This window comes from Shewanella sp. SNU WT4 (assembly GCF_006494715.1).
In the GTDB taxonomy this organism is placed as follows: Bacteria; Pseudomonadota; Gammaproteobacteria; order Enterobacterales; family Shewanellaceae; genus Shewanella.
Window position 1 is genome coordinate 2,122,088 of sequence record NZ_CP041151.1, and the last position, 14,696, is coordinate 2,136,783.

13 protein-coding genes are annotated in these 14,696 nt (G+C 46.1%); 7 read left to right on the forward strand and 6 right to left on the reverse strand.

Annotated features, from left to right (window positions below):
• Positions 1–212: 212 nt before the first annotated feature.
• From FJQ87_RS09490 to FJQ87_RS09500, 3 genes are all read right to left on the reverse strand, one after another.
• A complete protein-coding gene (locus FJQ87_RS09490) occupies positions 213–1,640 on the reverse strand; it encodes an IS4 family transposase (protein WP_140930426.1) in 1,428 nt (475 codons plus the stop codon).
• A 142-nt stretch (positions 1,641–1,782) separates the two neighbouring features.
• Positions 1,783–2,256 carry a thioredoxin-dependent thiol peroxidase gene (gene bcp, locus FJQ87_RS09495; protein ID WP_140932434.1) on the reverse strand — a complete coding sequence of 158 codons (474 nt, stop codon included), beginning with the start codon at positions 2,254–2,256 and terminating at the stop codon, positions 1,783–1,785.
• Positions 2,257–2,276: 20 nt separating this feature from the next.
• Positions 2,277–2,804, reverse strand: coding sequence for an ACT domain-containing protein (locus FJQ87_RS09500; protein ID WP_140932435.1), 528 nt, complete (start codon positions 2,802–2,804; stop codon positions 2,277–2,279).
• 172 nt (positions 2,805–2,976) lie between these two features.
• Here FJQ87_RS09500 and dapA point away from each other — a divergent pair, with 172 nt between their 5' ends.
• From dapA to FJQ87_RS09535, 7 genes are all read left to right on the forward strand, one after another.
• Positions 2,977–3,861, forward strand: a complete 885-nt coding sequence (dapA, locus tag FJQ87_RS09505; RefSeq protein WP_140932436.1) for a 4-hydroxy-tetrahydrodipicolinate synthase — start codon at positions 2,977–2,979, stop codon at positions 3,859–3,861.
• Positions 3,861–4,952 carry an outer membrane protein assembly factor BamC gene (gene bamC / locus FJQ87_RS09510; RefSeq protein WP_140932437.1) on the forward strand — a complete coding sequence of 364 codons (1,092 nt, stop codon included), beginning with the start codon at positions 3,861–3,863 and terminating at the stop codon, positions 4,950–4,952. The genes dapA and bamC overlap by 1 nt, the downstream gene beginning before the upstream one ends.
• Before the next feature lie 277 nt (positions 4,953–5,229).
• Positions 5,230–6,354 carry an efflux RND transporter periplasmic adaptor subunit gene (locus FJQ87_RS09515; protein WP_240778680.1) on the forward strand — a complete coding sequence of 375 codons (1,125 nt, stop codon included), beginning with the start codon at positions 5,230–5,232 and terminating at the stop codon, positions 6,352–6,354.
• Positions 6,351–9,464 (forward strand): efflux RND transporter permease subunit, encoded by a 3,114-nt coding sequence (locus tag FJQ87_RS09520; protein WP_140932439.1) that lies wholly within the window; start codon positions 6,351–6,353, stop codon positions 9,462–9,464. The genes FJQ87_RS09515 and FJQ87_RS09520 overlap by 4 nt, the downstream gene beginning before the upstream one ends.
• A 120-nt stretch (positions 9,465–9,584) precedes the next feature.
• Positions 9,585–10,502 (forward strand): M14 family metallocarboxypeptidase, encoded by a 918-nt coding sequence (locus tag FJQ87_RS09525; RefSeq protein WP_140932440.1) that lies wholly within the window; start codon positions 9,585–9,587, stop codon positions 10,500–10,502.
• 178 nt (positions 10,503–10,680) lie between these two features.
• Positions 10,681–11,154: an NlpC/P60 family protein gene (locus FJQ87_RS09530; protein ID WP_140932441.1), complete on the forward strand. Its 474-nt coding sequence runs from the start codon at positions 10,681–10,683 to the stop codon at positions 11,152–11,154.
• Between the two features lie 141 nt (positions 11,155–11,295).
• Complete coding sequence (locus FJQ87_RS09535; protein ID WP_140932442.1) at positions 11,296–12,423, forward strand: agmatine deiminase family protein; 1,128 nt, start codon at positions 11,296–11,298, stop codon at positions 12,421–12,423.
• A gap of 165 nt (positions 12,424–12,588) precedes the next feature.
• Here the strand turns inward: FJQ87_RS09535 and FJQ87_RS09540 are convergent, their stop codons facing one another.
• The 3 genes from FJQ87_RS09540 to can form a co-directional block, all read right to left on the reverse strand.
• On the reverse strand, positions 12,589–12,882 hold the full coding sequence (locus FJQ87_RS09540) for a DUF2897 family protein (protein WP_240778681.1): 294 nt from the start codon (positions 12,880–12,882) through the stop codon (positions 12,589–12,591).
• A 49-nt stretch (positions 12,883–12,931) separates the two neighbouring features.
• Entirely contained in the window at positions 12,932–13,669 is a 738-nt protein-coding gene (kdsB, locus tag FJQ87_RS09545; protein ID WP_140932443.1) for a 3-deoxy-manno-octulosonate cytidylyltransferase, read from the reverse strand.
• Between the two features lie 375 nt (positions 13,670–14,044).
• Positions 14,045–14,650 carry a carbonate dehydratase gene (gene can, locus FJQ87_RS09550; protein WP_140932444.1) on the reverse strand — a complete coding sequence of 202 codons (606 nt, stop codon included), beginning with the start codon at positions 14,648–14,650 and terminating at the stop codon, positions 14,045–14,047.
• Positions 14,651–14,696: the final 46 nt, after the last annotated feature.

Below are 14,696 nucleotides of genomic sequence, written 5' to 3' on the forward strand. Positions count from 1 at the left end.
CGTTGGAGATATTTCAATTTAAAAACAATTGCTTACAACTGTTTTGGTAGGGTGGCTATCAGTTCGGAGCTAAGGATTTTTATCGGTATATAGCTAGGCTTTGTAAGGGGGAACAAACTCGCGCGAATAAATTAAAGGCGCCCATGGGCGCCTTAGTTATTTGTCTGTATTACTTGCCGACTTAACTATCAGCCCTGTCTCTTGATCAGATCTCATAGCGTTTCTCCGGCTTCAAATAGGGCTTTGGCTAAGCGATACCCCTTTACCTGAGCCTGAAGATCATCCCATCCCTCCCAAATCGTGGACCAGCTGGCCATTCCCGTGCGCTTGCTATCATTAAAGCCTCCTAGTTTGGCCAAGGATTGATAAGCCCACTTCATATTTGGGGCTTCTTTGCCTTTATGTCCCCTTGGCTTGTAGAGCTGCATCAGTACTCGCCATTCATCATTCTCTAAGACATTGCTGCAGCTTTGATTTTCCATGCTTTGCGCTGCTTCGATTTGCCCTCTTTTTCTCAGATAAATTGGCAGGCTCATCACTTCCCGAAGTTGCAGTAGCCGCACACCAATAAAGCAAAGTATCGAGGCCGCTCGCTCAAGGTTGTCTGGCGATGTCATGCGTAACCTTTCAACCCCCGCGCCGGTTTTCCACGCCTTATGAAAGTCCTCAATGCGCCATCTAGTGGTATAAATATCAATCACATGAAGTTGCTGCGCCAACGTGTCAATCGGCTCACTGGTCAGTAGCATCCAAGATAGTCCATCTTCACCTTGGGGAGGATTGAGCTCTTGTGCGTACACCACATTAATCGCATGCTGCTGACGATTATGTTTGATGTTAACCGCACTGGCTTTGAGGGTGAGTTTGGCTGTTCGCGAGGGACGATTCTTGCTTTTCCCACTGGCTTCCTTTATGCCTTTTTGTGGGATGGCGATGGTGTATCCGCCGGTAACGGGATGACTATCCATGTGCTCAAACAGCTTAGCCTCGTATTCTACTAGGTTTCTTGCATGTTTTGCCCGCACCACAAACCGTTCACTATGTGATTGTTTATCCGATAAATAATGCATGATATCCGCTTCTCTATCACACACTGAGATCACTCGCGACATGTGAGCCTGCAAGCGTTGCCGCGTAAAATAGGATGCATCGGCCCATTTACCGCTCTCTTTTTCATCGGCCTCGTTGGGATTATCAGGTCGACACCACCAATCTTGGTGGATCAAGCCCAAGGTCCGAGAAGTATGGCTATCCAGTAGCAAGACAGAATGAACCCACCAACCACGAGACTTATCGGTAGGTTTGCCTAATTTCCCTAATTCAGACGCCACACTGTGCTTATAACTCAGGGCTGTCGTGTCTTCGAGAGCAAGTATTTCATTTATATTTTCAATCGCTTGGGCGGTGCGAGCAAAACCGGCGGCTCTGATCATAGATGGGCTAACATTATCATTGCGGATCAATCGATAGGCTCCTTCGAGTTTGGCATCTTCACCATTACAAGATCTGGCAACCGATTTACCGCTGCCAACCGCCATGTGTTCAGCGACGACGGTTAACCTTGCCGCTCGTCGTTTATCACCTAGCTCAGCATGATGAAAGTGATCATATGCCCATTTGTTCGGGTTAAAAATTGACATTAAAAATGATGAAGTGAGTGAATTTGCATGATCTGATCATCGCCAGTCAAGAAAGTTCCATTTTTTGCTAATAATTTGTGTAGAAGAGACAGCTATCAGCCTTCACTGTTGGCGTTAACATCACTATTAACGCCGCGGTTAATTAAGCCTGCGCTGATAATTGCTGCAATACCACTTGATGGTGATCTTTGGTTTTGAATTTATCAAAGACATGGCTGACTTTGCCATCTTGGCCAATCAGGAAACTTAATCTATGAATGCCGTCATACACTTTGCCCATGAATTTTTTCTCGCCCCATACGCCAAAGGCGTCAGCGATTTGATGATCTTCATCACTGACTAAATCAAAGCTGAGTTGATACTTTTCGCTGAATTTTAAAAGCTTAGCTACAGGATCTGGGCTAATGCCAATTACGTTTACATGTTGCTGGGCTAATTGCGGTAATACCTCATTGAGTCCACAGGCTTGCACTGTGCAACCTGGCGTCATGGCTTTGGGATAAAAGTACACTAACACTGGGCCGTGACTGAGCTTATCGCTTAAATTAATCGCGGCTCCGTGTTGGTTAGTTAAGGTAAACAGGGGGGCCATATCGCCTGTGGTTAAGGTATTCATTACTTGTCCTTTAATTAGGTTTAGTTGCCTTGCATGCGCTTAATTGTCAGTATTAGCGACATCTCTTGGGCTAAGAGTTGTAACTGCGACTCTAATTTATCGAGTTCAACTTTTTCAGGAATATTAATAGCGAGCGACATTTTTTGAGTCACATTTCCTGTGTCTGAATCCGAGCATGAACGCAGTGAAGCAATATCAAGGCCGCGTTCGGCGAGAAACTCGGTAATACGTTTTATTGAGCCGCGCTCATCTTTACCTTGAAAATTAACTTCAATTCGCGACACATAATTTTGCGGAATATGCTTGCTCGTGCGCTTCATTATGGTCAGTAAATCTAACTGCACACTGAGCTCAGGTAAGCTGGATTCTATTTTAGTAATCGCGCCCCAAGAGCCTGCCATCATCATGATCAGGGTGAACTCATTGCCAAATAATGCCATGCGGCTGTCAATAATGTCACAGTCACAATCGGCAGCAAGCCGTGAGAGTTTGCTGACCAGACCAGGCCTATCAGCACCCATGGCTGTGACGACCAGATAGTTGGTCATGGAATCTCCTCGAATAATTCATCATTTTTGTAAGCAAAACCGAGAATTGAGCGGATTTGCTAAGGGAACTAATGCTACCATAACTTATCCTATTTTATAGCCTTAGCAGTGCTTGTCATTCGCTAAGTGCATTAGTACCATAGCCTTTGCAATTTTCTTGGGGACAAGTCAGATGATTAATGGAAGTATTGTCGCATTAATTACTCCTATGTTGAGTGATGGCACAGTGGATTATGCCAGTCTTGAGCGACTCGTAGCATTTCACATCGAACAAGGAACCGATGCCATAGTGGCTGTTGGTACCACAGGGGAATCAGCGACGTTACCGGCCGATGAACATGTTGCTGTGGTAGCGCAAACCGTTCGTTTTGTGGCGGGTCGTATCCCAGTGATTGCCGGTAATGGCGCCAATGCCACGGCCGAAGCGATTTCGTTGACTAAAGCGTTAGCCTCCACTGGCGTTGATGCCATGCTGGGAGTCACGCCTTATTATAATAAGCCGACTCAAGCAGGGTTAGTGGCGCATTTTAAAGCCATTGCTGCTGTAACTGATATTCCGCAAATTCTTTATAACGTGCCAGGGCGCACTGGCGTAGATTTATTGCCAGCGGCCACGAGCGAGTTAGCTAAAGTGAGCAATATTATTGGCCTTAAAGATGCCACTGGCCAAGTGTCACGTTTGCCACAACTGCGCGAGCTATGTGGCCCAGACTTCTTATTATTCAGTGGCGATGATGCTACCGCTTGTGAGTTCATGTTATTAGGCGGTAATGGCGTAATTTCTGTGACTAATAACGTGGCACCAGCGCAATTTAAAGCTATGTGTGACGCTGCCTTAGCGGGTAATGCTGAACTTGCCAATCATTTAGATGCGCCAATGCGCGGGTTATATTCGTCACTCTTTTGTGAAGCTAACCCTATCCCAGTGAAATGGGCTGTTGATCGTATGGGCTTAATTAGTCATGGTCATTTACGTTTACCGCTAACCCAACTTTCTGACAATTTCCACGAGGAAGTTGTTAATGCAATGATAAAAGCCCGAATAGAGGTTCTTTAATGTATAAACCCTTAACCAGTGTGCTGTTGTTAAGTCTGATTAGTGCTTGCTCTAGTCCCTTAGATAGACGTCATGCCAATGGCACTGATGACTATGTCAGTGCGCAAATTGTCCCTATGCTGACTGTGCCTGCGCCGTTAGTTACGCCGCGCTTTAGCCGTGAGTATGACATCCCGGCGCTCAGTGCCAAGGTTGACCCTAACATGGTGGGGCTGGCTTTAGATATTCGCCCGCCATTGCAAATTTTGCCTATGGCAGAAGGTACGCACGTTGAAGAGGGCGCTGACACCATTAAAGTTGTGGTGGAAAGCATAGATAATAATGTTGATTTAAAACAAGAAATCTTTAGCACCCTTAAAGAGTACTTAACACTTAAAAATATAGGTATTGCCGCTGAAGATTTTCAAGCCGGTAAGTTAGATACCGATTGGATTGAAAATAGTGAAGTGCTAGATACCAGTTTTTTTGGTAGCGATAAGATTTATACCTTAAAACAAAGATACCGTTTTGATGTTGAAGTGCGCTCGCACGGCCGTACCGGTTCATTGGTGATTAGCCTGATTGATCATGAAGAATCTTATGATGGTGATATTAAGCGCATTGAGTTAACGGCAGCTGATAAACAGCGCTACACCATTGATATGCTTAACTCTGCCGTGGCTTATCTAAGCCTTAAGCGTACTGAAGCGGCGCAAGCTAAGCGTGTGGAGCAAAGCCAAGGCATTGAAATTGGTTTAGTGGAAGCTGAACATGATTACTTCTTAGCTAAGGCCTCTTACGATTTAGTGTGGGAACGCCTGCGGATCATTCTGCCAGAAATGGGCTTAGAAATTGCGGATATGGATCGCTCTAAATCCTTGTTCTTTGTTAACTTTGACAATGAATCAGGTTTCTGGAGTTCACTGTGGGGCAATAACAGCCTGCCGCTGAAAAAAGGCAGTTATCGCGTGCAGTTATCAAACGCTGACGATCCGCAAGAAACCGCCATTAAGCTTAGCGATATCTCTGGTGAGCCATTAAGCAACGACATGATGGAACAGATTTATCAAGGCTTCTCTAAGATGATGTCTGAGAAACGCAAAGTCCGTTAATGTGCCTTATATCGCCGTTGATTATTGCGACATAGGAATGCTTAAGCCTTATTTAAAACGCCCTGATGGGCGTTTTTTTTTGGTTTAAAATCCACCACTTAGTTTTAGTGAGGCTTAATTGTAAGGATAAGTAAAACAACTTGATACCAAGGTGTTAACGGTTACACTGGCAGCAATTCCAAGTGCAAACCGTTGACGACTGAATTTTTACTCCGTTCTGTAGCGCTGCACTTAACGCACAAAAACACAGTACAGTAGATGCCCAATGAAAAAAATAATGTCACTTGTGGTAGTTGCAGCAGCGATTGCTGGCGCCTTGTGGTTTAGTCAAGGTCCGGCGCCATCAGAGTCGCCGCCCAAAGGCGCGAAATTAACACCCAATGTGGTGGTGGCTAATGTCACATTTGTAAATGTCCGCGATGAAGTGGAAGCCTTAGGCAATATCGGCGCGAATGAATCAACCACTATCACTTCAAAAATATCCGAAGTGATAGAGCGTATTTATTTTGTCGATGGCGAATATGTCAAGCACGGCCAACTGTTAGTGCAATTGCGCAGTGCAGAGCAGCAAGCCCAAGTGACTGCCGCCAAAGTTAAACTGAGCGAGCAAACACGGGAATTAGCCCGAATTAGCACCTTAGTGACTAATAAAACTGTGGCGGAATTAGAGCGCGATCGGCTGCAAAGTTTAATTGAAACCGCCAAGGCTGAACTGGATCAAGCCTTATCCGCACTTAATGAACGTGAAATTCGCGCGCCATTTTCAGGGCGCTTAGGTCTGCGCAATGTTAGCCAAGGCGCCTTGGTATCACCTGCTACCGTCATCACCACCTTAGATGATATCGCTCAGGTGAAACTTGATTTTACCGTGCCAGAGCGCTTCATCCCGCTATTATCCAAAGGCCAAGTGATTGAAGCTTCTGCGGTGGCATTTGATAACGAGCTATTTACTGGCAAAGTTACCCTGATTGATAATCGCGTTAATGCCAATACTCGCGCGGTGACGGTGCGAGCCATAGTGCCCAATCCCGATGGTAAGTTATTACCCGGCATGCTCATGACGGTTAAATTAATTAAGGAGCAGCGCCAAGCCATTATGGTGCCAGAAGGCGCGATTATCCCACAGCAAGACCGGCATTACGTTTATCTCGTGAACAGCCAAGGCGTGATTGAACAAAGACAAGTGAAGCTAGGCCTGCGTCAACTCGGCGCAGTAGAAGTGATAGACGGTTTAGCGCAGGGTGAAGTGTTAGTCACGCGCGGCATACTCAAAGTGCGCCCAGAGATGGCGGTCGAGGTGCAAGCGCAAGAAAGCTTTAGCGCTGTAAAAGGTGACACTAACACGCCTGAAAAACCGAGTGTAAAGGGCGCGGTTAAGACTCTCGGGGAGGCTGCGCTATGATGTTGACCGACATTTCAGTCAAGCGCCCAGTATTAGCCTCGGTAATTAGCATCCTTTTGGTACTCTTTGGCTTAATGGCCTTTGATAGATTACCGCTGCGCGAATACCCAAGTATCGACCCACCGATAGTTTCTATCGAAACCACCTATCGCGGTGCCAGTGCCTCAGTGGTTGAAAGCCGTATTACACAAGTGATTGAAGATAGGGTGAGCGGTATTGAAGGCGTGCGCCATATTAGCTCATCGAGCAGTGATGGCCGCTCGAGCGTGACCTTAGAATTTGATGTTAGCCGAGATATTGAAGCGGCGACCAATGATATTCGCGATAAGATTGCAGGCTCCCTTGAAAGCTTGCCGCAAGAAGCCGATGCCCCTGAAGTGCAAAAAGCCGGCAGTAATGATGACACTATCATGTGGCTTAATTTAGTGGCCGCCAACATGGATACCTTGCAGCTCACGGATTACGCTAATCGCTATTTAGTCGATAGATTGTCTGTGGTTGATGGCGTCGCCCGTATTCAGTTAGGTGGCGGCAAAGTGTATGCCATGCGTATTTGGGTCGATAGACAAGCGTTAGCGGCGCGGCAACTGACAATTAGCGATATAGAAAATGCACTTCGCAGTGAAAACGTGGAACTGCCCGCAGGTTCGGTGGAGTCGCAAGACCGTCATTTTAGTGTGCGCTTAGAGCGCGGCTTTCATACTCAACAAGACTTTGCCAATCTAGTGTTAAAAGAAGGCAAAGATGGCTACTTGGTGCGTTTAAGCGATGTGGCGCAGGTGGAAATTGGCTCGGAAGAAGAGCGCATTATGTTTCGCGGTAACCGTGAGTCCATGATTGGCCTTGGGGTATCTAAGCAATCTACCGCCAATACCTTAGATGTTGCCAGACAAATTAATGCCTTAGTGGATGTCATCAATCCAACCTTACCGCCAGGGATGGAGATTAAGCGCTCTTATGACAGTTCGGTGTTTATTGAAGCCTCGATTAACGAGGTCTACAGCACCTTATTTATGGCCATGATCTTAGTGATAGTGGTGATTTATCTGTTCCTTGGCAGCGTGCGCGCCATGCTCATTCCTGCTTTAACTGTGCCAGTCTCCTTGCTGGGCACTTTTATTGTGTTATACGCCTTGGGTTACACCATCAACCTTATTACTTTGTTGGCCTTGATTTTAGCCATAGGCATGGTGGTGGATGATGCCATTGTGATGCTGGAAAATATTCATCGGCGCATTGAATTAGGTGAAAGCCCGTTAAAGGCCGCTTTTCTTGGTGCTCGAGAGGTGTCATTTGCGATTATTGCCACCACCTTAGTGCTGGTGGCTGTGTTTATGCCTATTACCTTTTTACAAGGAGATATTGGTAAATTATTCAAAGAGTTCGCCGTTACCATGAGCGCGGCGGTGATTTTCTCGAGCCTAGTTGCCTTAACGTTAAGCCCTATGATGGGCTCCAAGATATTAAAGCCCGCATCTCATGACTCCAAGCTGATTAAATCGATTGATAGCCTGATGTCTACCCTTGAAAATAGCTATCGCCAGCTATTGTCGCGCCTATTTAAAGTACCAGTGTTTACGGCAATCATAGTCATAGTGGCGATTGCGGCTAGCGTTTACTTGTTTAAACACCTACCTGGTGAATTTGCGCCGAAAGAAGACCGGGGATCGTTATTTTTAATGGTCAACGGCCCGCAGGGCGCGAGCTTTGAATACATGAAAGAATACATGGATGAGATTGAAGAGCGTTTAATGCCGCTGGTCGATAGCGGCGATATTAAACGCCTGCTCATTCGCGCGCCGCGCGGTTGGGGCGGTAGTGCCGATTTTTCTGGTGGTATGGCGATTATCGTCTTAGAAGATTGGGGGCAACGTAGGCCTGCTAACGCCATTATTGGCGATATTCAAACTCGCCTTGCGGATCTTACTGGGGTGCAAGCTTTTCCTATGATGCGCCAAGCCTTTGGTCGGGGTATGGGTAAACCGGTGCAATTTGTATTGGGGGGCGGCGATTATCAAGAAATCGCTCGTTGGCGCGATATTTTACTGGAGCACGCGGCTAAAAACCCTGGGTTGGTTGGGCTTGATCATGACTATAAAGAAACCAAACCGCAATTTAGGGTGGTCATTGATAACGAGCGCGCCGCCGCCCTTGGGGTGAGCGTATCCCATATCGGCAGAACCTTAGAATCTATGCTGGGCTCGCGCTTAGTCACGACTTTTATGCGTGATGGCGAAGAGTATGACGTGATAGTCGAAGGGCGCCGTGATTTACAAAATACCGCCACAGATCTTACCAATATTCATGTGCGTTCAAGTCGCACCGATGACTTGATCCCGCTATCTAACTTAGTGGAAGTGACTGAATTTGCAGATGCTTCCGATCTTAAGCGCTATAACCGTATGCGCGCCATTACCTTAGAAGCTAACTTAGCGCCAGATTACAGTCTCGGTGAAGCCTTAACCTTTATGAATGAATTAGCCGCCACTCATTTACCCGCGCAGGCCATTATCAGTTACAAGGGGCAATCTCTTGATTATCAAGAGTCGAGTTCAGCCATGAATTTTGTGTTCATCTTGGCGTTAGCGGTCGTGTTTTTAGTGTTAGCGGCGCAGTTTGAGAGCTTTATTCACCCGTTAGTGATTATGTTAACTGTGCCGTTAGCTACCTTAGGCGCTTTATTAGGGCTGTATTTTTCTGGGCAGACCCTAAACATTTACAGCCAAATCGGCATAGTCATGCTGGTGGGCTTAGCGGCTAAAAACGGTATTTTGATTGTGGAATTTGCCAATCAGTTGCGTGATAGGGCAGTGCCTTTTGAAGAAGCCATTTTGCAAGCCTCGATGCAGCGATTAAGACCGATTTTAATGACAGGCATTACTACGGCCGCCGGCGCTGTGCCCTTAGTGTTATCCGCCGGCGCAGGCGCCGAAACTCGCTTTGTGATTGGCGTTGTTGTGCTTGCAGGTATTTGTGTGGCCACAGTGTTTACCTTGTGGGTGGTGCCTGTGGCTTATGCCTTTGTGGGCCAGTATGGCAACTCACCGCAACATGTTGCCCTTAAGTTAGAGGCCGAACTTGCTGACGAAAACGGCGTGGTTGAAAAGTAAATATCACTAGGCTTAACGCCGTCATCACACTTAATCAGCAATGAATTTTGGCATTTATGATTGTCCCTTGGCCGCTCTATGGGTATGCTCAGGGACAGTTTTTTTAAGGAATTCATTTATATGACTCAAGTGTTTTTTTATCCTATTGGTACTGTCAATATCCCTTGGGGCGCCGCTGAGCGCCAAGCTTGGCTAGCGTCATGTCAAATTAAACGCGCGTATAAAGACGTGCTTGATGAAATAAGTCAATTAGGTGCAGACTTTGACTTGATTAATTATGGCGCTCTGTCCATTGATGTTGAGCGCTATCCCTTATGGGCGATTAAGAGTCGCCACTGGCAAGCCGATAAGCCGTGCGTACTGATCACCGGCGGCGTTCATGGTTATGAGACTAGTGGTGTCCATGGCGCCTTAGCATTTGTCGCCGAACATGGCCTGAGCTATGGCACTCAGGTTAACTGGTTAATGTTCCCATGCATCAGCCCATGGGGTTATGAAACCATTAATCGTTGGGCGCCCAATGCCGTTGACCCAAATCGCTCATTTAGCCAAGACAGCCACAGTGAAGAAGCTAAGGCGGTGATGGCGCTTTTGGCACAATTAGGTCATGAATTTACTATGCATATTGACCTACATGAAACCACAGATACCGATGAATCTGAGTTTCGCCCAGCATTAGCGGCGCGCGATGGCAAAAACACTGAGCCTGGCACTATCCCAGATGGTTTTTATTTAGTGGGGGACAGTGAAAATCCTCAGCCTGATTTTCAAGCGGCCATCATTCAAGCGGTACGCGCCGTTACCCATATAGCTCCAAGTGATGAACACGGGCAGATTATTGGCGCCGATGTTGTGCAGCCTGGCGTGATTAATTATCCGGTGAAATCCTTAGGGCTGTGCGCTGGCGTAACTAATAGTCTTTTTTGCACAACCACCGAAGTGTATCCAGATAGCCCAAGTGCTACGGCCTTAGAGTGTAATCAAGCGCAAGCGGCTGCCGTTAAAGCTGCCATAGATTTTGTGCTGGCACGCCGTTAAGTCGTTAACCTGTGGAGACTGTCATAAGCACGCATTAATGCGTGCTTTATTTTTATCTGTCATAGTAGACTTAAGCTTGTTAACCTACTGAAAATAATCTGATAACCCTTAACCTCTCTATCTGTGGTATTAGCCATTAGATAAGGGTATGGAATGGCTCAAGGTGAAGATGGACTCGATGAAAAAAATATTAATAGTTATCTTAGCCTTAGGTCTTGGCGCATGTGCTAGCGCACCAGAACCTAAGCCTAAGCTCAAACCCGTAGCGCCAGTATCAGTATGGAATGATAACAATATTTCGCAGTTGCATTCAGAGTGGCATGGGGTGCCTTATCGATTAGGCGGCGGCACTAAAAGTGGCATAGATTGCTCAGCTTTTGTCTCAGTTGCCTATGAGAAAATGGTCGGCATGACCTTACCGCGCACAGTGCGCGAGCAGCAAAGATTGGGGCATACAGTGCCGCGTAATCAACTGCGTAAAGGGGATTTAGTCTTTTTTAAGACAGGTAAAAGCACTCATCATGTGGGAATTTATGTGGGTAGCGATAACTTTTTGCATGTATCCACCAGTCAAGGCGTGAAAATTTCAAGCCTGCATAATGTCTATTGGGCATCTAAGTATTGGAATGCCAAGCGAATTTCACGCATCTAGCGGCATAGATATCATGGCCTGTTAGCGAGTCACTAAAGCAAGCATTCGCCCGCGAGTGCTATGTTTGCCACTAGTCCTTACATTTATCCCTTCGCTTATCCTAACTCGCTACTTTCAATCACAGTTAAGGAGGCTCATAGCATGGCCACTCGGCGCCGCTTTATTCAATCACTCGGTATTATCAGTGCGGTCACTATGTTCTGTGGCCCAAAGGAGTTGTGGGCTATGAGTAACAACAAGGCTTGGTTTATGCCAGATGAGAGTGCGCCGCACTTACGTACTTGGATGGCTTTTGGCGCGAGCCGCAAAATTTGGGGCAAAAAGTTATTGCCAGAAGTGCAGCGCAATTTAGCGACGATAGCGCTTACCATAGCTAAGTTTGAGCCAGTATCTATGCTAGTGCGCCAGTCAGACTTTGCTGTAGCTAAGCAATTAATGGGTGATAAGGTTGAGTTAATAGTATGTCCCCTTGATGACTTGTGGATGCGCGATATTGGCCCTGTATTTGTGCTTAATGATAGTGGCTATGAAGCAGCCATTGATTTTAACTTTAATGGCTGGGGGAAGAAGCAAGATTTTGATGTAGATGCGGGTGTTGCCGCTTTTGTGGCGGATAACGCTGATGTGGATTTAATAACGACTCAGTTAATCCTTGAAGGCGGCGGTATTGAAGTTGATGGTGAAGGTACCGCTATTATTACGCAAAGCTGTGTGCTTAATGATAATCGCAATCCAGCATTGAGTAAGGCGCAGGTTGAGGCTGAGCTTAAACGTCTATTAGGACTGGATAAAATTATCTGGTTACCAGGCATTAAGGGACGGGATATTACCGATGGTCACACGGACTTTTATGCAAGATTCGCGCGCCCTGGCGTAGTTGTGGCGGGATTTGATCCAGATGTTGAGTCATTTGATCATGCCGTTACTACTAAAAACATTGAGATTTTACGCGCTGCGACGGATGCTGCGGGACGCAAGTTAGACGTAGTAGTATTGCCCGCGCCGCAAGATATTCGCGAAACTTATGCTAATGATGATTTTGCCGCAGGTTATATCAATTTTTATGTGTGTAATGGCGCTGTCATCGCCCCTGAATTTGGCGATGTTAAAGCCGATGCGCTGGCATTTAATGAATTACAGCGATTGTTCCCTGAGCGCCAAGTCGTACAAATCAACATAGATGGTATAGCGGCGGGGGGCGGTGGTATTCACTGCACTACTCAGCAACAGCCCTCAACAACAGCCATCAGTAGCAAGCTTGATGAGTAAGCTAAAGGGATAATAAGCTAATTCAACACCTTAACATTAAGCTTAAGCCAAAAAACATAAAGCCCCGAACGGGGCTTTATTGGATACGGATGTCGGTCAAGCGGCTATCGAACGGTTAGCGAACGACTAGCTAACGACAACCAATGGTTCGCGGATAAGCAGTCTTTAGTGGTTTTGCTTACCATCAACTGACTTAGTGCCATCTTTGCTAACGCCGTCATCTTGGGTCGCGGCGTCCTTGTTGTCAGCGTCAGAGTTGTCAGTCGCTTTTTTTTCAGTCACTGCCTTTTCGGTATCGTTTTCAGGCTCATTGGGGCGCAGCAAGTTAACTTGCGTGCCCTTAGGCTTATGTCCAAATTGGGTCATCTTGAATTTGGCACTGTATTTAAGTACGGCGAGATTGCTAGCAATAACACCTATCACCAGTGCAATAATTAAAATGACTTCCAAATCAGACATAGTTCATCCTATTTACCAACATCTAACATCCAGATTAATACTTGCGATATTAATCAATGGCTAACAGTTGCTCACACTTGCGAATATCCGCTGGAGTATCCACTTCTGGCGAATCAAAAGCGCCAATGGCGATTTTGATTTTGTGGCCATTTTCAAGAGCGCGCAGTTGCTCTAATTTTTCCAAATCTTCTAAACGGCCGACAGGCAAGGTCGCGAAGGTGTGTAAGAAACGGCGGGTATAGGCATAAATACCTAAGTGCTTATACACAGGATAGTCGTTGGTGTCGCGGCCATAAGGAATACGATTGCGCGAGAAATAAATGGCATGGTGCTGATTATCAAATACCATTTTTACCAGCATAGGGTCGTTACGCTGCTCTTCACTGAAAATTTCAACGCCCAAGGTGGCCATTTCAAATTCACCTGGATTGGCGTTAAACAGGCTAATTAGCTGCTCAATACAGATAGGGTCTATCATAGGCTGATCGCCCTGTAGATTGATGATCAGCTCATCTTCTGCAAGATTCAGAATTTGCGCTGCTTGCTCTAATCTATCGGTACCTGATGCAGCATTACTGTCGGTCATCACGACCTTGCCGCCAAAGCTTTCTACCGCTTGTTTAATGCGCTCATCATCAGTGGCCACATAAATATTATCTAATCCTTTGGCTAATGAGGCGCGCTCGTAAACGTGTTGGATCATAGGCTTGCCGCAAATAGGGGCCAGAGGTTTACCTGGAAAACGACTTGAGCCGAAGCGTGCAGGAATTATCAGTGTGACTGCCATACAAATACCTTTGTACTGAATGAAAGGACAATAATGCCCTGTAAAAATTTGCCCAGAGCGTAAACTGCTTTGCGCTCTGGCGCAAGTAGTGCGGGATTACATTCGCAGATAGAAAGACTTAACTCTTTCATCTGTGATCTTGCTCTCCCAACCATACCACAGACACAGAATTAGCCATATTGCATGAGATAGGCGGCGCTTTGCATGTGTAACCATTTTTCTATGTCGGTACTACCAAACCCTAGGAGCACGGCTGTTGGTAAGCTTAAGTTGGGCTTACCTTACCGCGCCAATAAAAAACCTGCACTAGGCAGGTTATTAGAACACGCGAATAAACATGAAATCACAGTCAGTTAATGGCTTAGCAAGCACCCGTTAGAGAGTTTGTGCGCTATCGACAGTCACATCTAAATCTGTCAACAAACCATTGTCTATGCCATAAATCCAGCCATGTACACTGACTTCTTGGCCGCGGCGCCAAGCATCACGCAATATCGATGAACTGGCAACGTTAGTCACTTGTTCAATCACATTGAGCTCACACAGACGGTTAACTTGCTGCTCTGGACTCAAGGCTTGGATTTCGTCTTTATAAATGCGATGAATATCGCGAATATGACCTAACCAGTTATCAATTAAGCCTAAGCTAATTGGGCTTAATGCGGCCTTAATGCCACCACAGCCATAATGACCCACCACCATGATGTGTTTTACTTGTAATACTTCCACGGCATATTGAATCACAGATAAACAGTTAAGATCAGTATGGATCACCATATTAGCGATATTGCGATGTACAAACACTTCACCAGGTAATAAGTCGATGATCTGGTTTGAAGGCACTCGACTATCAGAACAACCTATCCATAAATACTGCGGGTTTTGTTGCTGCGCCAGTTGTTCAAAGAAGTTTGGATGTTCTTTACTCAGGCGTTCAGACCAACGTTTATTATTATCAAATAAGGCTGTTAATGACTTCATTGTTCAACTTCTATCAGTGAGTTGGCTCGAGTATAACACTCGTATT

What these genes read in the sequence shown, in the direction of transcription:
- kdsB (WP_140932443.1), bottom strand. Translation starts at nt 13,669, where the DNA reads ATGGCAGTCACACTGATAATTCCTGCACGCTTCGGCTCAAGTCGTTTT.
- bcp (WP_140932434.1), bottom strand. Translation starts at nt 2,256, where the DNA reads ATGAATACCTTAACCACAGGCGATATGGCCCCCCTGTTTACCTTAACT.
- FJQ87_RS09515 (WP_240778680.1), top strand. Translation starts at nt 5,230, where the DNA reads ATGTCACTTGTGGTAGTTGCAGCAGCGATTGCTGGCGCCTTGTGGTTT.
- dapA (WP_140932436.1), top strand. Translation starts at nt 2,977, where the DNA reads ATGATTAATGGAAGTATTGTCGCATTAATTACTCCTATGTTGAGTGAT.
- FJQ87_RS09535 (WP_140932442.1), top strand. Translation starts at nt 11,296, where the DNA reads ATGGCCACTCGGCGCCGCTTTATTCAATCACTCGGTATTATCAGTGCG.
- bamC (WP_140932437.1), top strand. Translation starts at nt 3,861, where the DNA reads ATGTATAAACCCTTAACCAGTGTGCTGTTGTTAAGTCTGATTAGTGCT.
- FJQ87_RS09540 (WP_240778681.1), bottom strand. Translation starts at nt 12,882, where the DNA reads ATGTCTGATTTGGAAGTCATTTTAATTATTGCACTGGTGATAGGTGTT.
- FJQ87_RS09525 (WP_140932440.1), top strand. Translation starts at nt 9,585, where the DNA reads ATGACTCAAGTGTTTTTTTATCCTATTGGTACTGTCAATATCCCTTGG.
- FJQ87_RS09500 (WP_140932435.1), bottom strand. Translation starts at nt 2,804, where the DNA reads ATGACCAACTATCTGGTCGTCACAGCCATGGGTGCTGATAGGCCTGGT.
- FJQ87_RS09490 (WP_140930426.1), bottom strand. Translation starts at nt 1,640, where the DNA reads ATGTCAATTTTTAACCCGAACAAATGGGCATATGATCACTTTCATCAT.
- FJQ87_RS09520 (WP_140932439.1), top strand. Translation starts at nt 6,351, where the DNA reads ATGATGTTGACCGACATTTCAGTCAAGCGCCCAGTATTAGCCTCGGTA.
- FJQ87_RS09530 (WP_140932441.1), top strand. Translation starts at nt 10,681, where the DNA reads ATGAAAAAAATATTAATAGTTATCTTAGCCTTAGGTCTTGGCGCATGT.
- can (WP_140932444.1), bottom strand. Translation starts at nt 14,650, where the DNA reads ATGAAGTCATTAACAGCCTTATTTGATAATAATAAACGTTGGTCTGAA.